Below are 21312 nucleotides of genomic sequence, written 5' to 3'. Positions count from 1 at the left end.
ATAATAACCCTAAAAAACAAAAGAGAGCCTAGCAAGAAAGCCCATGAAAATTAAAAATGTCTTATTGAGTGGGGGGAGTGGCAAACGCTTATGGCCTTTAAGCCGTAGCCTATACCCCAAGCAATTTTTAAAGCTTTTTGATCATAAAAGCTTGTTTGAGTTGAGTTTTAAAAGAAACGCTTCCTTAGTAGATGAAACGCTCATCGTGTGCAATGAAAAGCATTATTTTTTAGCCCTAGAAGAAATAAAAAACGAAATCAAAAACAAGAGCGTGGGTTTTTTACTAGAGAGTTTGAGTAAAAACACCGCTAACGCCATCGCTTTGAGCGCTTTAATGAGCGATAAAGAAGATTTACTCATCGTTACGCCAAGCGATCATCTGATTAAAGACCTTCAAGCGTATGAAAGTGCCATGAAAAAAGCGATTGGTTTAGCCCAAAAAGGTTTTTTAGTCACTTTTGGTGTGAGTATTGACAAGCCCAATACGGAGTTTGGGTATATTGAAAGCCCTAACGCTCTAGATGTCAAGCGATTCATTGAAAAGCCAAGCCTAGAAAAAGCGATAGAGTTTCAAAAAAGCGGAGGGTTTTATTTCAATAGCGGCATGTTTGTTTTCCAAGCGGGCGTTTTTTTAGACGAACTAAAAAAGCATGCCCCTGCTATTTTAAAGGGGTGCGAAAGAGCGTTTGAATCCTTAGAAAACACGCATTTTTTTGAACAAAAGATCGCTCGTTTGAGCGAAAAAAGCATGCAAGATTTAGAAGACGTGAGCGTGGATATTGCCTTAATGCAACAAAGCCACAAAATCAAAATGGTAGAATTGAACGCCAAATGGAGCGATTTAGGGAATTTTAACGCCCTTTTTGAAGAAGCGGCTAACGAGTCTAAAGAAAATGTCAGCCTGAATCAAACGCCCGTTTTTGCCAAAGAGAGCGAGAATAATTTAGTGTTTTCTCATAAAGTGAGCGCTCTTTTAGGGGTTGAGGATTTAGCGATCATTGACACTAAAGACGCTCTTTTAGTCGCTCATAAAGACAAAGCTAAGGATTTAAAAGCCCTAGTGAGTGAGATAGAAACACACAACCAAGAATTATTACAAACGCACACTAAAGTCTATCGCCCTTGGGGGAGCTATGAAGTCTTGCATGAGAGCGGTTGCTACAAGGTTAAGATTTTAGAAGTCAAACCAAACGCTAGGCTTTCTTTGCAAAAGCATTTCCACAGGAGCGAACACTGGGTGGTGATTAGCGGGATGGCGAGCGTGGAGTTGGATCACCAATCGTTTGAATTGCAAGCTAACCAATCCACTTATATCCCTAAAAACACCTTACACCGCCTGGCTAATTATGGCAAAATCCCTTTAATCATCATAGAGGTCCAAGTGGGCGAGTATGTCGGTGAAGACGATATTGTGCGCATTGATGATGATTTTAACAGGCAAAATCAAAACGCCTAATGAAAAAATTTGATAAAGGAACAATGATGAAAGAAAAAATCGCTTTGATCACTGGGGTTACCGGGCAAGACGGGAGCTATCTGGCTGAATACTTGCTGAATTTGGGTTATGAAGTGCATGGGTTAAAAAGGCGCTCTTCTAGCATCAACACTTCTAGGATCGATCATTTGTATGAAGATTTGCATAGCGATCATAAAAGGCGTTTTTTCTTGCACTATGGGGATATGACCGATAGCTCTAACCTCATCCATTTAATCGCTACCACTAAGCCTACAGAGATTTATAATTTAGCCGCTCAAAGCCATGTGAAAGTCTCTTTTGAAACCCCAGAATACACCGCTAACGCTGATGGTATTGGCACGCTAAGGATTTTAGAGGCCATGCGGATTTTAGGCTTAGAAAATAAAACACGATTCTATCAAGCCAGCACGAGCGAATTGTATGGCGAAGTCTTAGAAACCCCACAAAATGAAAACACCCCCTTTAACCCACGAAGCCCCTATGCGGTCGCTAAAATGTATGCCTTTTACATCACCAAAAATTACAGAGAGGCTTATAACTTGTTTGCGGTTAATGGCATTCTTTTTAACCATGAGAGCAGGGTAAGGGGCGAAACTTTTGTCACTCGTAAAATCACACGAGCCGCTAGCGCGATAGCGTATAACTTAACGGATTGCTTGTATTTAGGGAATTTAGACGCTAAAAGAGACTGGGGGCATGCCAAAGATTATGTGAAAATGATGCATTTAATGCTCCAAGCGCCCACTCCACAAGATTATGTGATCGCCACAGGAAAGACCACAAGTGTGCGCGATTTTGTGAAAATGAGCTTTGAATTTATCGGTATCAATTTAGAATTTCAAAATACAGGGATTAAAGAAATCGGTTTGATTAAAAGCGTTGATGAAGAAAAAGCGAACGCTTTAAACTTAAACTTAAGCCATTTAAAAAAAGGCCAAATCGTGGTGCGCATAGACGAGCACTATTTCAGGCCTACTGAAGTGGATTTGCTCTTAGGCGATCCCACTAAGGCTGAAAAAGAGCTGGGCTGGGTTAGGGAATACGATTTAAAAGAGTTGGTTAAGGACATGTTAGAATACGATTTAAAAGAATGCCAGAAAAACCTTTACTTGCAAGATGGGGGCTATACTTTAAGGAATTTTTATGAATGAGATCATTTTAATCACCGGCGCTTATGGCATGGTGGGGCAGAACACGGCGTTGTATTTTAAAAAAAACAAGCCTGATGTTACCTTACTCACCCCTAAAAAGAGCGAATTGTATTTATTGGATAAAGACAACGTTCAAGCTTATTTGAAAGAATACAAACCTACAGGCATTATCCATTGCGCCGGGAGAGTGGGGGGCATTGTGGCGAACATGAACGATCTTTCAACTTACATGGTTGAGAATTTACTCATGGGCTTGTACCTCTTTTCTAGCGCTTTAGATTTGGGCGTGAAAAAAGCCATTAATCTGGCGAGCTCTTGCGCTTATCCTAAATACGCCCCTAACCCCTTAAAAGAGAGCGATTTATTGAACGGCTCTTTAGAACCAACGAACGAAGGCTACGCTTTAGCTAAACTCTCTGTGATGAAGTATTGCGAATACGTGAGCGCTGAAAAGGGCGTTTTTTATAAAACCTTAGTGCCTTGCAACCTTTATGGCGAGTTTGACAAGTTTGAAGAAAAGATAGCGCACATGATACCAGGGCTTATTGCTAGGATGCACACCGCTAAATTAAAAAATGAAAAAAATTTTGCGATGTGGGGCGATGGCACGGCCAGGAGAGAGTATCTAAACGCTAAAGATTTAGCCAGGTTCATCGCTCTCGCTTATGAGAATATCGCTCAAATGCCTAGCGTGATGAATGTCGGCTCTGGAGTGGATTACAGCATTGAAGAGTATTATGAAATGGTCGCTCAGGTTTTAGATTATAAGGGCGCGTTTGTGAAAGACTTGTCCAAACCAGTGGGCATGCAACAAAAGCTTATGGATATTTCCAAACAAAAGGCTTTAAAATGGGAATTAGAAATCCCTTTAGAGCAGGGCATCAAAGAAGCTTATGAGTATTATTTGAAACTTTTAGAGGTTTGAAATAAAATCAAGGCTCTTATAGGGCTATAAAAACGCTCCGCTATTAAGCGTCAGGCTAGCGGTAGTTACGATATTATGATTATTTAGCTTTAAACCAAGCTTTGAGCCATTAAAAGGGTTTGGTCGCTTCGCTCTCAATCTCAAGCACTTTCAAAAAGCAAGGCGTGTTAGCATTTTAATTTTTCATAAAGAGCTAGGGGGTGAGGAATGTAAGGGGCTTTTTTGTTAGGCCAATCACCAACTTCTTTGCATTAAAAACAAACTCGTATTTTACAAGAGAGAGTTTTGATTGGCATGAGATCTATCTTTTAGATGAGCGGACAATTCCCTCTATTGAACTGAATGTCCTAGATTTCTATGCTGTCTGTTTTGGAGGTGATTGTCAGTTGGTTTTTACTTTCCAAAAAACCAAGTCCCTTTATCAGTCTCTATGCTAACTTCTTTTATATGCTGACACCTAAATGGAAGTAAATAAAATTGATAGCTATCGCCAAATCTTAGCGTTTTATTAAACTTGAAATAAGGAAATCCATCATTGTTAGCACAATTCCCACGATTGATTTTTGCACTCAATATAGTGATACTATCAACATTTGAAATGATGTCTATCCAATAAAGATGGTTCCTAAAAGCTACTTCAATGTCTATTGGTGGTTTTCCACTACCACTACACTCCATAAAAAACCCAAAAAACCCAAAAATGACCGCTAATATCAAGCCCGCTTTTTTGTAGCACCCGCCATGAAACCCTCTCTTATTGCAAGTTTTCTCAAATAGATTGAGTATAGTAGACTTAGACTTAGCTTAAGTAAAAAATTTTAGAGGGTAGAGAGGTTTTAAAAATCGCCTTAGCAAATCCTAGGCAATAATTCGCCTTCTGGCACCTCTAAAATCCTTTCAAAACCCCATGCGTTCTTTAAAACCACGCTAGGATAGGGGTTTTCAAGCACTTCGCCAATCACGCAAGCGTTTTTAGCTTTTTCGTTACTTTTTAAAATTTCTAAGGCTTTAGGGGCGTCTTTTTGATCGAGCGCTAAAACAAACACCCCCTCATTGGCTAACGCATAGGGTTCTAGCCCTAAAATCTCACAAATCCCTTTAGTTTCTTCTTTTAAAGGGATTTTTTCTTCTTCTATAACGATTTTCACTCTAGAGCTGTTCGCCCATTCATTCAGCACGCTCGCTAACCCGCCCCTAGTCGCATCTCTTAAAGCATGGATTTTGAGATCGCTTAAAAATAGAGGTTTTAATAAGGGATAGAGCAGTTGGCAATCGCTTTCTAGATTGGTTTTAAGCTTGATTTCATGACGCATCGCAAACAGACTTGCCCCATGATTGGCGATCGTGTCGCTTAGGATAATGGCTTGCCCTGGTTGTAAATGGTGCGAAGAAATCCCTGGCTTGATGATTTTACCAATGCAGGTTGTGTTGATAAAAAGCTTATCCACGCTCCCTTTTGGCACGACTTTAGTGTCTAGGGAGAGGAGTTTTAAGTTGGCTTTAAGCAATTCTTTTTGTATGGATTGTAAAATTTGTTTTAAAAGAGGGATTTCTAAGCCTTCTTCTAAAATAAAACCCATATTCAAATACAAAGGTTCGCCCCCTTGCACGCTCACATCATTCGCGCTCCCGCAAACGCAAAGCTTGCCTATATCGCCCCCATTAAAAATTAAGGGCGTGATGACAAAACTATCCGTACTCACGCAATATTCCCCACTAGCTTTAAATTTAGGGGCGTCTTCATCAAACGCAACGATAAATTCTTTTAAATAGGGCATAAAGACCCGCTCAATCAAAGCGTTTGTTTCTTTCCCTCCGTTCCCGCATGCTAGAGTTACGCTATCCATTTTTATCCTTTTTTGATGATTGTAGGGTTGAAATACGCCATTAAGGCTTGACCGACAGGGATACTGCTGTCATTAGGGGGGAAATGCTTGTGGAAAAAATACTCCCTTTGAAGCTTTTTGAATCGTTGGGCCAATTGTTCGCACAACAATTGGTTGCAAAACACGCCCCCACTGCACACCACGACATGCTCTTTAAAAGGCGCAATCAAAGCGGTAATGATTTCTACTAGGCTGTTAAAAAATTTCTTAGCGATGCGTTTAGGCTCTAAAACGCCCAAATCCTTTTCAAACGCTTGATAAAATTCTTTCAAACACACCACGCTGTTTTTGATTTTAAAAGGGTAAAAAGCGATCTCATCGCTTTGTAAGGCTAGATTTTCTAAAACCTGCCCGCTCTCTGCTTCAAAGCTAATCGTTCCTGTTAAATCCAAACTAAACGCTACTATATCAAACAAACGCCCTATGGAATTGGTGGCTATGCTTTGAATTCCTCTGTCATGCATTTGCTGAAAAATTTCTAATTCGTCTTCTTTAAAATGTTTTTGAACGCGCTTTAAAAGCTTGTTGAGTTGGTGTTTTAAAGCGATTTCTAAAACCAGGCGTTTAGGCTCTTTGATCGCTTTTTCCCCCCCTAAAAGCAGAAATTCTTCAAACCTGGCGGTTTCTTCAATGCGTTCAAAATCCCCCACAAAACACTCCGCCCCATAAATCTTATTTTCATAAGCCCCACTCCCATCCCAGACAATACCTATAAAAGGATGATTTAAATGCGGATCTTGTAACAATGCGTCTAAAACGCTCGCTAAAAAGTGGGCATGGTGGTGCTGGACTTGCAACAAGGGCGTATTAAATTCAAAAGCCATTTTAGTGGTGGTGTAGTTTTGATGCTTGTCGCAAGCTAAGAGCGTGGGTTTGAAATCATAGGTTTTTAAGAAAAAATTCAAAGTTTCTTGAAAATGTTTTTCATTTTCTAAAACGCTCAAATCCCCACAAAAAGGCGAGAGCAAAAGAATGGAAATTTCACTATCTAATAAGCTAAAATGCCCTTTTTGCTCCGCTCCAAGCGCTAGAATCTTTTTTGGCGAATAATTAGAGCGTTTAGGCAAAGTGAGGTAAAGGGGGGCAAACCCCCTAGCCAAACGCATGGGGCGAATAATATTATCCACGCGCTGCACGATGCTATCATCAATCCTGTGAATGATGGCGCGATTGTGCGTGAGCTTAAAATCAAAAATAAAATGAAGCGAATCGATCTCTTTTTCATCGCTCGCTAAAGGGAGGGAGTTGAAATTCGCGCTCGTGAACACAATAGGGAAATCCAATAAATCCAGCAATAAAGCATGCAAAGGGGTATAGGGCAAGATAACGCCATAAAAGGGGGAGTTTTTAGCGATATTGGGGGCTAATTGGGTGTCAGGTTTTTTACGCGCTAAAAGAATGGGGGCGCTTGTAGAAATTAAGCTTTCGCATTCTAACGCGTTCAAAAACGCATGCTGTTTGGCTGATTCTAAGTCTTTAAACATGAGCGCAAAAGGCTTTAGGGGGCGGTTTTTTAAAAGCCGTAATCTTTCTATGGTTTGAAAATTCCTTCCATCGCACAAGAGAGCAAAGCCTCCCAAACCTTTAAGAGCGATGATTTTACCCTTTTGAATGTCTTTAGCGCATTCTAAAAGAGCGTCATCATTTTTGAATCGCTTGTAATTGAGCGCGATACCGCACTTTTTGCAGCTGATGCCTTGAATGTGGAAGCGTTTATTGGTGGGGTCTTGATAGACAGAAGCACAAAATTCACAGAGTTTGAAAGGCTTTAGGGCGGAATTTTCTCTGTCATAGGGCATGGCGTTTAAAAGGCTGTATCTCGCCCCACACTTCGTGCAAGAATTGAAAGCGTAATGAAAATAGGGGGAGTTTTTGTCTCTGATTTCGTGCAAGCAATCCTTGCACACGCCTAAATCTTTAGGGATTTGACTGAGCAAATTTAAAGGGCGGTTCTTGCTTTCTAAAATCCTAAAATCATTGAAATGAAGCGCCTTATCATAAGGGCTAATAATGATTTTTTCCACCAACGCTAAAGGGGGCAATCCTTTTTTTAGGGCGTTTAAAAAAGACTCTGTTTTGTGAGCGGGTAAGACAATCTCTAAAGCCGCTTGGGCGTTACGCGCAAAGCCTACAAGCCCTAATTTTTGAGCTAGGGTATAAACAAAAGGGCGCATGCCCACGCCTTGAACCACGCCAAAAAGCGTGATTTTATTCAATAAAGTTGCATCGTTACACAATGCAAGCTTCCATGCTGTTTGATTAAGGTGTTGCAATCAACCCCTATCACTTCTAAGGGCGTGTGTTGTCTTAAGGTTTCTAAAATGAGCGTATCTTTAGGGTCGTTGTAAGTGGGGACGATTAAAGCGTTATTGCACAATAAAAAATTCACATAAGTTGCCGGCAAGCGTTGTTGGTTTTCATCATAAATGGCTTTAGGGATTTCTAGGGGGATGAGTTTATAAGGCGTGCCATCTAGTTTTTTAAAGGTTTTTAATTCTTCTTGCATTTTCTTTAAGGCTGTGTAATGTTCATCGTTTTCATCTTCGCATGCACTATAAACAATGGTGTCTTTATTTAAAAAACGAGCGAGCGTGTCGGTATGGCTATCCGTGTCATCGCCTTTGAGATAGCCATAAGAATACCACAGCACTTGTTTAGCCCCTAATTCCTTTTTAAGCATGGTTTCTATCTCGTTTTGATTCAAATGGGGGTTACGATTTTTTTCTAGCAGGCATTGGGTGTTGGTTAAAACACTCCCAGCCCCATCGCTCTCTATGCTCCCGCCCTCTAAAATATAGGGCATCGTTTTTAAAGGGTGTTTTAAAAACCCTAAATGTTTGAGCTTGAAATTCACTAAATTGTCTAAATTGGACGGGTATTTTAACCCCCAGCCATTAAAGCCAAAATCCAAGCACTCTAAAACGCCCTGATTTTCAACGCTGATCGCTCCAAAATCCCTAGCCCATGTGTCGTTAGTGTCAATCCTTGCGATCTCTACACCGGGTAAGTTTTTAAGCGTTTCATAACCGATAATATCGTTAGTGTGGACGCACACTAGCACTTTAGCGTGTTTGGCTATGGTTTGAATGATGTTTAAAAAACTCTCTCTCGCTTCTTTGATACAATACGCCCAGTCGCCAAACTCGTGGGGGAAAGCCATTAGAATCGCTTGGATTTTTTCAAACTCCGCTAACATTCTTTTCATTAAAAATATCCTTTTAAATAACTATAACACAATCTCATTCAAATAGCGTTTTTAAAACAGATTCAAACGCTTTTGTGCGGTTTGAAAGTATTCTTTTTCTGATTCTATACCGATAAAATTTCGTTCTAAATTTTTGCACGCTAAGCCCGTGGTGCCGCTCCCCATGAAAGGATCCAGAACGATGTCATTAGGGTTTGTGTGGATGGAAATGATTTTTTCCATTAAGGCTAGGCTTTTTTGCGTGGGGTGTTTGGTCTTTTCAATTCCGCTCACCACAGGGCTTTTTAAAATCAAGGGCCGTAAATATTTTTCATTGTCTGGTTTGTTAAACACCCATTTGGCTTTCTTTTTAACCGCCCACAGGGCAAATTCCGTGTCTTGGATATAGCGCCGGTGGATGTTTCTTGGCATGGGATTAGTTTTAACCCATTGGATAAAGTCTTTGACTATAAAGCCGTTTTCTTCTAAAAAATCAGCGATATAGCTTATAAACCTGTAAGAGCAAAAAATCACCATGCAGCCGTTTGGATTGACTAAGGGGGCGTAGCGCTTGATCCATTCTAAAAGCTTGAAATTTTTATCCCATTCCCCAAAGTCTATGCCCTGTCTTTTAGCGCTCTTTAGGGTGGGAAAATTGTTTTTAACCGAAATATTGTAAGGAGGGTCCGTGATGATCGCATCCACTTTTAAATTTTGCTGGTAAAAATCTTTGATGATTTCAAAAGCGTCAGCGTGATAAATTTGTATCATTTTCTTAAGTTTTTTAAGATCGCTTTGCCTAAGGCTAGGGCTAGAAGAGGAGGCACAGCGTTACCGATTTGCTTGCAAACGCTCGTTTTATTACCATAAAAGATATAATTATCGCTAAAACTTTGTATCCTAGCGGCTTCTCTGGGCGTGATAGAGCGGTGCAATTCAGGGTGGGAGTTGGTGCCATTACTCGGGGTATCAAAGCGTGTGTCTATGGTGGGACTGATTTTATTCCAATTTAAGCGCCCCCATGTGCTTTTGAATTGCTGTTTGCCATGCAAGTTTTTAGGCAAGCATTCTTTGCCTTGCTCTTTATTGATGAGCTTTAATTTCTCTAAAGCGGCTTGCGAGTGGTTGGTGGCTTGGTGGTTGTATAATTTAGGGCTATCTTTTCGCATTAAGGCTTGATAGCTTGATTGGATAGGGTTTAAATAATCGCTCTCAAACGCCCCCTCATTAGAACAAAGATAGGCTAAATCGCTTATGGCATCTTGAATATTCACGCTTTGAGAAGGCTCTAAAAGATTGAAATCAAAACTAAAACGACTAGCCCCTACAATAAAAGCCCTCTCTCTGTTTTGAGGCACGCCATAATCTTTAGCGTTTAGGATTTGATAGCTCAATTGATACCCTAAAGCGTTCAATCTTTCTTTAATTTCTTCTAAAAAATAGCCTTTAGCGCAAGAGATTATGTTTTTCACGTTTTCAATGATAAAAATTTCTGGCTTTATGGCTTTGACTACTTCTATATATTCTAAGAATAAAAAATTCCTAGGGTCTTTTAGCCCTAAATTTTTCCCTTTATTAGAAAAGCCTTGACAAGGAGGCCCGCCAATGATCATGTTGATTTCTAATTTTTTAGCCAACTCTATGACTTTTTCTTTAATTTCGGTTTGAGTGATGTCCCCACAAACGCCTATAGCGTTTTTATGGTTGTTTTCAAAAGTGATTAGGGCTTGTTTGTCGCAATCTAGCCCTATTAAAGTGTCAAACTCTTTTAAATACTCCAACCCAGCGCTAAAACCTCCAGCCCCACAAAATAAATCTAAAATTTTATAATTCATTTCAAACTTTCATAAATTTTATCAATAAGCGTTGGAAGATCATCGGTTTCAAAACGCAATTGCACGAACTCTAAATTGTCTTTATTGTGATTTAGAATGTTTCCAATCAATCGTTTTTGAAACCCTTCTGTGCTAGCCCCTTTTTTTAAAGCCCTATGACAAGTAGGGCAAAGTTTAGCGAGATTTTCTAAAACATCTAATTCTTTATCTTTGCCTAAAGAAATCACATGGTGTATTTCAGTGTAGTAGGAATCAGATCTTTGAGTGATTTGATATAAAGGTAAAGAAAGAAAACTTCTTTCTTTAATGTCATAATCATCGCAGCATGCGTTGCAAATATTAGGCGTTGCAATGCGATAAAAATTGATGATTTTGCTATCTCGTTTAAACTCTTCGCTCTTTTGAATCCATCCTAACTGTTCCCTTAATTCTTTAATTCTTTTTTTATCTAAATCTTGTTGATAAACACTTTTCAAATAAAAATGAACTCGTTCTGTAAAGCCATTACCATGATACTTTGTTGTTGGCGGGTAGTTTAATTTATAATAAATACCATCATAAATAAGGGTAGTTTTAAAAACATGATGAGCGATTCGCGCTTTATAGGGGTTAAACAGACCGATATGGTATAAATACCAATCTAGATAAATCCTAAATTGAGCGTTTCGTTGGTTAATGCCTTGCGCGTGTTCAGGCTGTAATTCCCTGAAATTGAAATTCAGTGCTTCGCTAGGGATATTGAAAAGATCGATTAAATAATGGAACTTGTTAAACTCTAAAGGGCTATGAAAGAAGTAATCTAAAGTCAAAAAATTTCGTTGCGTATCAATGCTGCCCCTGCTTTCAAAAAAGCCGCTTAAAAAGCGTTTTTGATTGAGAGTCATTAAATTCATTAAATTAGAGCGGTTAAAAAAGTCGTTGTCTATGAGCGAGTTTAAGAGTTTCTTGTAGAAAGCGTTTTCGTCTAAATGCAAGTCGTTTTCTAAAATAAAAACAAAAGTTCCTTTGATTTTTGTAACGCTCTCTTGATTGGATTGCCAAATTGGATGTGCACTTAAAGTGTTGAGAGCGTTTAAAACCTGCACTTTGCTTTCTTCATAGCCAGGGGTAAATTTTGAAGACTTGTAAGAACACACCCCATAAATACAACCATTTTTAATTTGGAAACGGCTCAACAACACCCCTAAATTAAAGGGGTCAATAGCGTTTAAAAAGCGAGAAACAAGCAACAACAACCTTTCGTTTTTTAAAAAGATTATAAAATAACGCTCATTAGTTTTTGTTTAAAGGTTTTAGAATTGATTATCTCATCATAGAGTATCGTCACTCAAATTTTGCCCTAGCCCCAGAAAATAAAGAAATATAGGTTAAGGTTTGATTAAAGAGCATAAGGGGGATTTAAAGATTAGATCAAACTCATTTGAAGCGCCTCAACGCCTCAAGCTCTCAATTTCTTTAAGCATGGTTTCAAAGGCCTCTTTAGTGCCTGCTCGCACGCTAGAAAACAAACTAAACGCAACAATGGCTATGCTCGCCACAATAAAGCCCGGAACGATTTCATAAATATCCAAAAAGCTTTTGCCAAATTTATCGTATAAAATCACCGTGCTAGCCCCAGAGAGCATGCCAGCAATCGCGCCAATGCGCGTCATTCTTGACCAAAAAAGCGAGAATAAAATCACAGAGCCAAAACTCGCGCCAAAGCCAGCCCATGCGTAACTCACAATGCTAAGAATGCTAGCGTTTCTATCCGTTGAAATGAAAAAAGCGATGCAAGCCACCCCTAAAACCGAAAGCCTAGAAATAACCATCACTAATTTTTGCGGGGCGTTTTTGTTGAAAATCGTCGCATAGAAATCTTCAGCAATGGTAGAAGAGCTTACAAGCAGTTGCGAACTGGCCGTGCTCATCACCGCCGCTAAAATCGCGCTCAATAAAATGCCTGTGATCCAAGGGTTAAAGAGCAATTGACTCATCACAATGAAAATCTTTTCAGGGTCTTCTAAGCTCAAATCAAATTTATGCACATACGCAACGCCTAAAAGCCCCATAACGCATGCCCCAATCAAAGAAATAACCATCCAAGAAATCCCAATAGCGGTCGCTTTAGGCACATCTCTAATGGAGCGGATAGACATGAAGCGCACTAAAATATGAGGTTGCCCAAAATAGCCTAACCCCCAAGCAAGGCTTGAAATAATGGCGACTACGCTAGAGCCTTGCAAGAAAGAAAGGTTTTCAGGCTTGATTTCTCTAATGATTTTAATCCCCTCTCCAATCCCTCCAAGATGGATTATCATAACGATCGGCACCACGATTAAAGCGCTCATCATCAAAAGCCCTTGAATCAAATCCGTCCAACACACCGCCTTATACCCTCCTAAAAAGGTGTAAGAAACAATGATCAGCGTGCCAATGCTTAAAGCGTAGTTGTATTGGATGCCAAAGGTCGCTTCAAAGAGTTTAGCCCCACTCACTAGCCCTGAAGAAATGTAAAAAATAAAAAAGATTAAAATCACAAAAGCTGAAATCAAGCGCAAGATGTGTTTGTCATCGCTAAAGCGCGTTTCAAAATAATCTGAAATGGTGATGGAATTAGCGATCACGCTTGTATAAATGCGCAAGCGTTTGGCCACAAAAACCCAGTTAATCAATGCACCCAAACTTAAGCCTATGGCGATGTGCGAGTTGATTAAGCCCCCCACATATAAAGCTCCCGGTAATCCCATTAAAAGCCACCCGCTCATATCGCTCGCCCCCGCGCTCAAAGCGCTAATCACAGGGCCCATAGAACGATCGCCTAAGAAATAATCTTCAGTCGTTTCATTTTGTTTGTAAAAATAAAAACCAATATAGAGCATTAACAGCGAATAAACGACAAACATCGTAACAATAGGGGTGCTTAAAACAACATGTCCCATTTTGATCTCCTTATTTAATACAATATTTATTTTTCAGCACAGCATGATTTGTGGCAAGTTGGTTGCCTTAAAACCCTTGAGCCTAAATTCCCGTAACGATGATAAGAGATGCTAACCGATCGCTCTAAGTGGTAATACAGCAATTCAAAACGCCCGTTCAAGCAGGGTTTAGCCGTGGCTAAAACCATCCCTAAAGCGCTCGCTTGCTTGTGCAATAAATCCAAATCGCTTTTTAAATAACGGATACGATTGAAAGCATGCAATTTTTCGCTAAATTTTTGCAAGCTTTCATAAACGATAGGGGCGTTTGCTTGGAGTGTTTTTAAGCATTCTAAAAAAAAGGTTAAATCCTTGTTCGTTCGCTCGTTTTCTATGCTGATTGTTAAAGGGATTTGAGAAATGAGACATGCCAAAGCCACGCCCAACATATCGCTTAAGGTGTCCTTTTCGGTGATGCGATAGCCCACGCTTTTAACTTTGGTGTAGGAAAAAAGGTTGTCTTCGCCTCTGATTTTGACATAGTCTTTAGTTTGGCTGAATTCATGCTTATAATGATAAGCGTAGCTCTTTGCCATAAAAATCGCGCGCTTCAACTCATGCGTATGCTCGTCATAGCCTTTTTGAGTCAAGCTCTCTAAAGCTTCGCTTAAGGGGTTTTTTAGGGCGTGTTCATCTTCTTCTTCTTGGTGGATATTCACAAATTGCGTGATATAGTTAAAAATGCCTACTTTCCTCCCAAACCCCACAGCGGATTTTTTAATCCCCCCAAAAGGCTGGCGCAAAACGATCGCTCCTGTGGTGGGCTTGTTGATATAGATATTACCGGCTTCAATGCGATTTAAATAATATTCCCACTCCCTTTCATCCAAAGACTCTAACGCGCTAGTCAGCCCATAACCGGTAGAGTTGACTATCTCTATCGCTTCGTCTAAATCTTGCGCTTTCATCACGGATAAAATGGGCGTAAAAAGCTCAGTTTGGTGCGTGAAATCGCCTTTTTTAGTGCCGTATTTGATGCTTGGCTTCATCAAATAGGGGTTATCATTGACAAAGCTTACCGGGATTTCGTAATTTTCATAGCTTTTCAATTCGTCTATGGCTTTAATGACCTTTTCATTAGGCTTGTCCGCTAGAGCGCCGATTTTGTTTTTGAAATCAAAAGGATCGCCCACGCTAAGGCTTAGAGTCGCATCTATTAGAGTCTTTTTAAAGTTCTCATCTTCATAGACTTCTTTTTCCAACACTAAAAGCGAAGTGGCGGAGCATTTTTGCCCCGAATTGCTAAAAGCTGAATGGATGACATTCTTAATCGCCTGATCTCTGTCTGCCATTTTGCTCACAATAGTGGCGTTTTTACCGCCTATTTCAGCACTCAAGGCTAAAGTGGGGTTAGCCTCTAGCATTTTATAAGCGGTGTCTTCGCCCCCTGTTAAAATGGCAAATTTGATGCTTTCATCTTTTAAAAGATGCTCGCTAATGTCGCTCCCTTTAGAGGGCAAGTAAATGAGCGCATCTCTAGGCACGCCCGCATCCCAAAAGCACTCACAAAGCTTATAACCCGTTACGCTAGACAAACTTGAGGGCTTGTAAATCACCCGATTGCCAGCGGCTAGGGGGGCAGCGATAGTGCCTACAGAAATACCCACAGGGAAATTCCATGGGGCAATGACCACACCCACGCCTTTGGGGGTGAATTTCGTTTTTTTATTCTGCTCTTGTAACACCCTTAAGCTGTAAGGGTAAAACTCTAAAAAGTCAATGGCTTCGCTCACTTCAGCGTCCGTTTCAGCGAAAGTCTTACCCACTTCTAAAGCCGAAATCCCTATCAAATCGCCTCTCCTTTCTCTAAAAAGTTGGGCGGTTTGACTCATTAAGGCATGGATTTCTGTAAAGCTTTTTTGGCTAAAACGGCTCTTATCGCTTTTAGCCACTTCTAGGGCTTTTAAAATCGCTTCCCTATCCGCTAAATGCACGCTAGCGATTTTTTTATGATGGATTTTATCAAAGACTTCTAAAGGGGTTAAATTAGGATCTTCAAACCTCCCATCCATTTCTGGGTAAAGCTCTAAAATAGGGGCGTTATGCATTTTCTCGCGCACTTTTTTAGCCCATTCTCGGTTGGCTTTTAAGATAAAATCGGTATCGCTTTCGTTTTTAAAAGAGTGGTTTGGGTAGGTGGTATGGCCGGTTTGCTTGGCGTTTCTGTCTTGGGTCCTGTGGGTGGTATTGTCTAAAGTGGCGATCCCTTTAAGGCTGTTTAAAAAGCGCTGTTCTTGGTCTTTCCATTCGCTCGTGCCTACTTTGAGGTTGAAGAAAGCTTTCATGAAATTATCGCTTGAGGTGTTTTCATCTAATCTCCTCACCAAGTAAGCGATCGCATTGTTAAAATGCGTTTCATCGCACACCGGTGCATAAAGAATGAGTTTGTGCATCTCTTTTAGTTCCTGGCTCGCTTGCAAGCTCATGCCCTCTAGCATTTCAAAGCTGAAATGCTCTAACACAACAGGGTCGTTAATGGCATGGATACGCGTATAGACATAAGCGATTTCAAAAATATTGTGGCTTGCTGCGCCAATATGAATGTATTTATAATTATCGCCCTCTAAAACAAAATCTAGCATTTTATTGTAATTAGAATCGGTGTCTTGCTTATTGGAAAATGTGGGTAACGCCCAGTCTTTCACGGAAGCGATCGTCTCTTCGCTCTCCATGTTCGCTCCCTTAACAAAGCGGATTTTAATGGGCTTTAACCCTTTTAAAACCCTTTCTTTAGAAAAAGCATGCAGTTTTTTCAAATATTCATAAGAATCAGGGATATAGGCTTGCAACACAATACCGGCGTTCAAATCAAATTTGGCGATAGACTCCATAAAAGACTCCACTGTTAGCTCTAAATCCCTGAATTCTTCCATATCCAAGTTGATGAATTTAGGCATGCCTTGCTTTTTTTCTTCTTCTAAAGCTAAAGCGTAAAGAGCGTCTAAACGTTTGACAATCTCTTTTTTAGAGTATTCAAAATCAAGGATATTGATTTGAGAAAAAATCGTCGTGATTTTAATGGAAATGTATTGGATGTAGTTGGATTTTAAGGCTTGAGAGTATTTTTCAAAACGTGCATTAGCTTCTTCTTCGCCTAAAACCTCCTCGCCAATAAAATTCACGTTCAAAATGATTTTTTCATTTTTCCTTTTTAAAATCCTCTCTTTCAATTGGCCCTCTTCTTGATCCAAAACCATCGCTTTTGTGTCGCTTCTGATTTTATTGACAAAGAAAGGCACGCTCATATCAGGGAGCATTTTCCCAAAGCTTAAAAACCCCATTAAAAGCCATTTTTCAAACGAGGAAAAAATCTCACGGCTTTTGTATTTGTCTAAAACATGCTCAATCATTTCAAAGCGGGCTTTATTGTCCAAACACCTAAAACTCCGATCCATAAGCTCTATGAGCATGACTTTGTTTTCGGGGTTGTTTAAAAGCTTTTGCATTTTAGAATGGAACGCTTTTTCTTGATCGCTCAAATGGTTACTGATACTATCTTGCAGTTTTTTAGCTAATTCTAATGAATCCTCAATGATTTTTTGCATGAGCTTACCTTTTATTTAAGAATTTGGCTTGATTGTAGCATGTTTTAAGCGGGTGGCTTTAAGTCTCACTTATTGGTAATGTTTTTTAATTTTAAATTTTGTTCCAGTGGTAATTAATTCTCATTCCAACCTTTTTGAGTTTATCACGCATTTTTACACAATGATAAGAATTTGAGTGATAATTTGTATTGTTTTTAGCTTCATTTACTTTTCGTTTAATAATAAATTATAATATTCGCATCGTGTAATTTAAAACCATTGAATGAAACGATTTTAAATTAAACGGATTGATAAAAATTTTACAAAACAAAGGATATAAAATGAAAACAATTAAAAATGGTATTATGATCGGCACACTCGGCGCGTTGTTATTGAGCGGTTGTTCTAGCTTTGATGCTCAGCGTTTCGCTTGTCTCCCTAAAGACCATTCTTCAAAAGACGCTTCCACCAAAAAAGAAGCGCAATACATGCCTAAGGGCTTTTTTGACCCTTATTCTTCTAACTTAAACCATTGGGATTCTACATTCTAGGGGTTTATGAGAGGGGGCGAAAAAAGGGGGGGAAAATAAAGCTCATTTTAAGTTTTCTCAAATTACAACAACAATCTTTTTAACTGAAAACTGATGTCAATATAAAAGGAGATGTTCTTATGAGTGGTGTTCATATTGTAGAAAATACGAATAATGAGAAAATAGAAAAACCAAATACTTCAAACCCCACCGCTTCCACCCCCCAATAATGAAGAGCTTTTAAAACTTGTTGGAGATCTTGCAGATCGCATTCAAAAATTAGATGATAAATTAGAAGATCTCGAACCCTTTATAAAAATCTCTCGTTTTATAGGCCATTGGTTTGGAAACCCCTCTAACGACACCCAAGAAAACCCAAAAGACACTCAAAAATCCACCAATTTCCACGAGAAATGCACCAAACCGACTGAAGCCACCGAGCTAGTTGAAACAAATCAAAAGCTGACAGCAGAAAAAGAAAGGCTAACCAATCAGCTTATCGCATCACAAAAGCAAGTGGAAGCGTTAGAACAATCTCAGCAAGTTTTACAAAATGAAAAAGCCGATCTGACCAACGAAAACACCAAGCTAAAAACAGAAAAAACAGAGCTGACTGAAAAAATCAAAGCACTAACCACAGAAAGAGAAATTCTAAACGATGAGCTTATCGCATCGCACCAAGAAAAAAGCGACCTGGACTTACACAACAGGCGTTTAGCGAGCGCAAACCAGGATTTAAAACGCCAAAACCGAAAATTAGAAGAAGAGAACATCGCCCTCAAAGAGAGGGTTGATGGCTTGAAAGAGCAACTCTCAAAACAACAAAAATCATAATTGAAGGAGAAATATCATGGTAAACCCCTTACAAAGTTTAAGACTGCCTCTTGGCCACCCCTTAGTAGAGAAATTGTGCGATCGGTCTTTAAAAGATGGAGTCAAATTCAATGAAAAAATTGAGCTGAATTTCAAAAAAGAAGTGCCAGAAGAAGACAAAATCAAATTCAAACAAGCGCTGTGGGTGCTTCATGCGATCGTTAATAACAGCACTTCTTTAAGGTATCTTTCTGATGACAATCAAAAATTCCTAGAGGATTTAGTGCAGGCTGAAAAGATCACTAATGAGCAAATAGAAAAAACCTTAGAGATCGTTTCTACTAGCGATGTGGATGTGGATTTTGAAGCATTTAAAGAATTGATGCTCAATGTGGATAGTGTAGCGGTAGACCTTAAGAGCTATAGCCAAAGCCAATTGCTTGATTTAAATGGAGGGTATTGGGATTTAGAGGTGCCTAGCACACCTAAAGAAAGCGTAACCTTTAGGTTTGATAATTTAGACCCTAACGGCAAAGAAATGGATTTTTATGTGCGCTCAAGTTTGAAGGATTTAAAAAAGGGCGTTGTCGCTATTGATTTTGGGACTAAAAGCACGACCGCAAGCTATATGGATGAGACAGGAACATACCGCTTGCTCTCTATTGGCGGGCTAGTAGATGACGCAAGCCTAACAAAGTTTGAAAACCCCACGATCATGGAGTTTAGACACAGAAAAAAATTTATTACAGAATACAACGCACTAGATCACCGCCCTTTCACAGAAAAGAACGATATAGAAGTGGCGCATGAAGCCCAAAAGAATGCTGAAGGCGTTAAAGGGAATGATTTGTATCGGTCTTTTCTAAATTGAAGCAATGGGCTGGAGCGGATGAAAAACAGAATTTTAGGGATTTGGAGGAGGATTTTTCTTTAGAGAGTTTTACTGATTGCACGGGTTTTAACCCCATAGAAATCTACGCTTACTACATCGGCCGCTGCGTTAATAACATGCATAATGGCGTGTTTTTGAAATACTTTTTATCCCACCCCATCAAGTATGAAAAGCATCAGGCTGAAAAAATCAGAGAGAGTTTTGAAAGAGGCTTGAAAAAATCCTTACCCCGGCATGTTTTTGACGATGAAAAAACGGCTAAAACTTTCAAAGTGGAATTGAGAGCGAGCGAGCCTTGCGCGTATGCCATTAGTGCTTTAAAAAGCTATGGGTTTTTTAAATCAGAGAAGTTAGACAAGCCGGTTTATTACGGTGTGTTTGATTTTGGGGGCGGGACGACGGATTTTGACTTTGGCAAATGGGAAAAAAGCGCTAGCCCTAAATTCGCTTACAAAATGACGCATTTTAGCAGTGGAGGGGATAAGTATTTAGGCGGTGAGAATTTATTGGAATTATTGGCTTTTGAAGCGTATGGCCAAAATTTTCAAACGCTAAAAGAAAAAGACATTGTCATCGCTAAGCCCAACTATGACAGGATTGATACGCAACGCTTTGGATCGTTTATGCAAAACTCCAGGGAAGCGCACTTGAATTTGCAAGAGATCGCTTCTAAATTACGCCCTTTTTTAGAAAATTTAGACGCTGATATTATAGAAGCGATAGAAGAAAATGAAGAGTTTAGCATAGAGGGTTTTGAAAAGGATTTTAAAACCATGCTGTTGGATAGGAATGGGGTAGAAACAGAATGCGATCTTAAAGTTGATTGCAAAGAGCTTTTAAACCTCTTAAAAGACAAGATCAATGAAAGCGTTGCCAACTTCTTTGCCAGATTTTCTAAAGTGATGGCTGAAAACATTGATGATCAGTGTCGGGCGTTTCATATTTTCTTAGGAGGGAATGCAAGCAAATCGGTGTTGGTCAAACAAGCGTTTGAAAACGCCAAAGAAAAGCAGCTCAAAGATTACCAGCAAAAGACTTCTAAAGATGATTTTAAATTCATCATTTATGAGCCGCTAGGCACAGAAAAATCAGACAAACAGATTTTAGAGCTTACAGGAGAAGATGTCTCTAACACGCCCGCTTATTTGAAGCCCACTTGCAAAACCGGGGTGGCTTTTGGGCTTTTAGAAAGCAGGGACAAGCCTAATGGGATTGAAATGCCCTCTATAGATTCCAACCCGGTGTTTAAATACGATTTAGGCATTGAGATAGAGGGGAAATTCCACGCTAAAATCCATAGGGATTCTTTAAAGCCTAATGAATACCAGATTTTCCAAACTAAAGAGGAATGGGGAGGCTTTGATGAGTTAGAGATACGCTACAGCGACAAAGCCCTAGCCAACACCAACACTCTGGACATTAAAGATACGCAACTGATTTCCATAGCGCTAGAAGAGGTTGAAGAAGTGGATGTGAAGGTGTGTTGCGTGGATTCTAAAAGCATTAAAGTGGGGCTGTTTAAAGACGACCAATTGATCTATGAAAGCGAGGTAGAAAAATTATGATAACTAAGAACGCTTACGCGTTTGTCGTGATTGAAAAAAGTATTATGGTGTTTAAATGCGCCAAAGACAAGGGGCTAATCAATATCACGGAAGGCTTTGCGCCTTTAAAAGAGGGCTTTTTAAAAAGTTTTAAAGAGCGTTGCAATCTGGAATTTTTAGAAAATTTAGACCTTTTGTTTTTGTATGACTACCAGTTTCCAAGCGAGGTTTTTTCCTTGTGTAAGGATTTGAAAAATTCCATTTGGGACAGGAAGCTTGTGGTGGAACTGGTGGAGGCTTTGGAGGGTTTTAAGGGCTTGAATTTGTCTCTTAAGATAGAAGACAGGCATTCTAATAGCCTGGGTAATGGCGCTCAAAAATTGCTCACCAACGCTGATTTAGGGAGCACCCACAAAACAATCGTGATAGACAGCATGAAAACATACCACCAAAGCCAGCAAGAAAAATACAAAAGAGAAAGAGGCGAAACGCTAGAGGTTCGCCCCACAACACCCCCTAGCTATGGGGGTGGGAGCATTAGAATCAGCGGCGATAAAAAGCCTGATTCCAATGAAGAAAATTTTTAAAAGA

General features: G+C 39.7%; 15 protein-coding genes and 1 pseudogene. 7 read left to right on the top strand and 9 right to left on the bottom strand.

The features are described 5' to 3' along the window. Positions 1 to 43 precede the first annotated feature (43 nt). The 3 genes from I6852_RS00375 to I6852_RS00365 are packed head-to-tail and all read left to right on the top strand — an operon-like array spanning position 44 to position 3553. Positions 44 to 1456, top strand: coding sequence for a mannose-1-phosphate guanylyltransferase/mannose-6-phosphate isomerase (locus tag I6852_RS00375; RefSeq protein WP_197291184.1), 1413 nt, complete (start codon positions 44 to 46; stop codon positions 1454 to 1456). Between the two features lie 26 nt (positions 1457 to 1482). Further along, complete coding sequence (gmd, locus tag I6852_RS00370) at positions 1483 to 2628, top strand: GDP-mannose 4,6-dehydratase (RefSeq protein ID WP_197291185.1); 1146 nt, start codon at positions 1483 to 1485, stop codon at positions 2626 to 2628. Then, positions 2621 to 3553 (top strand): GDP-L-fucose synthase family protein, encoded by a 933-nt coding sequence (locus I6852_RS00365; RefSeq protein ID WP_197291186.1) that lies wholly within the window; start codon positions 2621 to 2623, stop codon positions 3551 to 3553. The genes gmd and I6852_RS00365 overlap by 8 nt, the downstream gene beginning before the upstream one ends. A 393-nt stretch (positions 3554 to 3946) precedes the next feature. On the opposite strand, the gene I6852_RS00360 is transcribed toward I6852_RS00365, so the two are convergent. The 9 genes from I6852_RS00360 to I6852_RS00320 all read right to left on the bottom strand — a co-directional run bounded on the left by I6852_RS00360 (position 3947) and on the right by I6852_RS00320 (position 16963). Beyond that, positions 3947 to 4231 (bottom strand): hypothetical protein, encoded by a 285-nt coding sequence (locus tag I6852_RS00360; RefSeq protein ID WP_197291231.1) that lies wholly within the window; start codon positions 4229 to 4231, stop codon positions 3947 to 3949. A gap of 170 nt (positions 4232 to 4401) precedes the next feature. Next, the gene (gene hypE / locus I6852_RS00355; protein ID WP_197291187.1) at positions 4402 to 5400 is read right to left on the bottom strand and encodes a hydrogenase expression/formation protein HypE; all 999 of its coding nucleotides are present in this window, start codon (positions 5398 to 5400) and stop codon (positions 4402 to 4404) included. Between the two features lie 2 nt (positions 5401 to 5402). Then, positions 5403 to 7655, bottom strand: a complete 2253-nt coding sequence (gene hypF / locus I6852_RS00350; RefSeq protein WP_197291232.1) for a carbamoyltransferase HypF — start codon at positions 7653 to 7655, stop codon at positions 5403 to 5405. Then, entirely contained in the window at positions 7652 to 8644 is a 993-nt protein-coding gene (locus I6852_RS00345; protein ID WP_197291188.1) for an agmatine deiminase family protein, read from the bottom strand. Before I6852_RS00345 ends, hypF begins: the two co-directional genes overlap by 4 nt. A gap of 51 nt (positions 8645 to 8695) precedes the next feature. After that, positions 8696 to 9394 carry a DNA-methyltransferase gene (locus I6852_RS00340; RefSeq protein WP_079355123.1) on the bottom strand — a complete coding sequence of 233 codons (699 nt, stop codon included), beginning with the start codon at positions 9392 to 9394 and terminating at the stop codon, positions 8696 to 8698. Further along, entirely contained in the window at positions 9391 to 10458 is a 1068-nt protein-coding gene (locus I6852_RS00335) for a DNA cytosine methyltransferase (RefSeq protein WP_079355122.1), read from the bottom strand. The genes I6852_RS00340 and I6852_RS00335 overlap by 4 nt, the downstream gene beginning before the upstream one ends. Next, positions 10455 to 11687: an HNH endonuclease signature motif containing protein gene (locus I6852_RS00330; protein ID WP_197291189.1), complete on the bottom strand. Its 1233-nt coding sequence runs from the start codon at positions 11685 to 11687 to the stop codon at positions 10455 to 10457. The genes I6852_RS00335 and I6852_RS00330 overlap by 4 nt, the downstream gene beginning before the upstream one ends. Before the next feature lie 201 nt (positions 11688 to 11888). Continuing rightward, the gene (putP, locus tag I6852_RS00325; RefSeq protein ID WP_197291190.1) at positions 11889 to 13379 is read right to left on the bottom strand and encodes a sodium/proline symporter PutP; all 1491 of its coding nucleotides are present in this window, start codon (positions 13377 to 13379) and stop codon (positions 11889 to 11891) included. A 26-nt stretch (positions 13380 to 13405) separates the two neighbouring features. Next, positions 13406 to 16963: a bifunctional proline dehydrogenase/L-glutamate gamma-semialdehyde dehydrogenase gene (locus I6852_RS00320; RefSeq protein WP_197291191.1), complete on the bottom strand. Its 3558-nt coding sequence runs from the start codon at positions 16961 to 16963 to the stop codon at positions 13406 to 13408. A gap of 320 nt (positions 16964 to 17283) precedes the next feature. Between I6852_RS00320 and I6852_RS00315 the strand changes: the two genes are divergently transcribed. The 4 genes and pseudogenes from I6852_RS00315 to I6852_RS00295 all read left to right on the top strand — a co-directional run bounded on the left by I6852_RS00315 (position 17284) and on the right by I6852_RS00295 (position 21308). After that, positions 17284 to 17493: a hypothetical protein gene (locus I6852_RS00315; protein ID WP_000848998.1), complete on the top strand. Its 210-nt coding sequence runs from the start codon at positions 17284 to 17286 to the stop codon at positions 17491 to 17493. 495 nt (positions 17494 to 17988) lie between these two features. Further along, positions 17989 to 18306, top strand: coding sequence for a hypothetical protein (locus tag I6852_RS00310; protein WP_197291192.1), 318 nt, complete (start codon positions 17989 to 17991; stop codon positions 18304 to 18306). A 16-nt stretch (positions 18307 to 18322) separates the two neighbouring features. Further along, a pseudogene (locus I6852_RS00300) lies at positions 18323 to 20742 on the top strand (hypothetical protein). Continuing rightward, positions 20739 to 21308: a hypothetical protein gene (locus I6852_RS00295; RefSeq protein ID WP_197291195.1), complete on the top strand. Its 570-nt coding sequence runs from the start codon at positions 20739 to 20741 to the stop codon at positions 21306 to 21308. The pseudogene I6852_RS00300 and the gene I6852_RS00295 overlap by 4 nt, the downstream one beginning before the upstream one ends. Positions 21309 to 21312: the final 4 nt, after the last annotated feature.

The organism is Helicobacter pylori, from assembly GCF_015904775.1.
GTDB lineage: Bacteria > Campylobacterota > Campylobacteria > Campylobacterales > Helicobacteraceae > Helicobacter > Helicobacter pylori_DM.
The sequence above is the reverse complement of the archived record's forward strand: the minus strand, read 5'-3'. Positions and strand labels throughout refer to the sequence as shown.

Excerpts from the sequence above, each read along its gene's own strand:
- I6852_RS00375 (WP_197291184.1), top strand. The coding sequence starts at position 44 with ATGAAAATTAAAAATGTCTTATTGAGTGGGGGGAGTGGCAAACGCTTA.
- gmd (WP_197291185.1), top strand. The coding sequence starts at position 1,483 with ATGAAAGAAAAAATCGCTTTGATCACTGGGGTTACCGGGCAAGACGGG.
- I6852_RS00365 (WP_197291186.1), top strand. The coding sequence starts at position 2,621 with ATGAATGAGATCATTTTAATCACCGGCGCTTATGGCATGGTGGGGCAG.
- I6852_RS00360 (WP_197291231.1), bottom strand. The coding sequence starts at position 4,231 with ATGGAGTGTAGTGGTAGTGGAAAACCACCAATAGACATTGAAGTAGCT.
- hypE (WP_197291187.1), bottom strand. The coding sequence starts at position 5,400 with ATGGATAGCGTAACTCTAGCATGCGGGAACGGAGGGAAAGAAACAAAC.
- I6852_RS00345 (WP_197291188.1), bottom strand. The coding sequence starts at position 8,644 with ATGAAAAGAATGTTAGCGGAGTTTGAAAAAATCCAAGCGATTCTAATG.
- I6852_RS00340 (WP_079355123.1), bottom strand. The coding sequence starts at position 9,394 with ATGATACAAATTTATCACGCTGACGCTTTTGAAATCATCAAAGATTTT.
- I6852_RS00335 (WP_079355122.1), bottom strand. The coding sequence starts at position 10,458 with ATGAATTATAAAATTTTAGATTTATTTTGTGGGGCTGGAGGTTTTAGC.
- putP (WP_197291190.1), bottom strand. The coding sequence starts at position 13,379 with ATGGGACATGTTGTTTTAAGCACCCCTATTGTTACGATGTTTGTCGTT.
- I6852_RS00320 (WP_197291191.1), bottom strand. The coding sequence starts at position 16,963 with ATGCAAAAAATCATTGAGGATTCATTAGAATTAGCTAAAAAACTGCAA.
- I6852_RS00315 (WP_000848998.1), top strand. The coding sequence starts at position 17,284 with ATGAAAACAATTAAAAATGGTATTATGATCGGCACACTCGGCGCGTTG.
- I6852_RS00295 (WP_197291195.1), top strand. The coding sequence starts at position 20,739 with ATGATAACTAAGAACGCTTACGCGTTTGTCGTGATTGAAAAAAGTATT.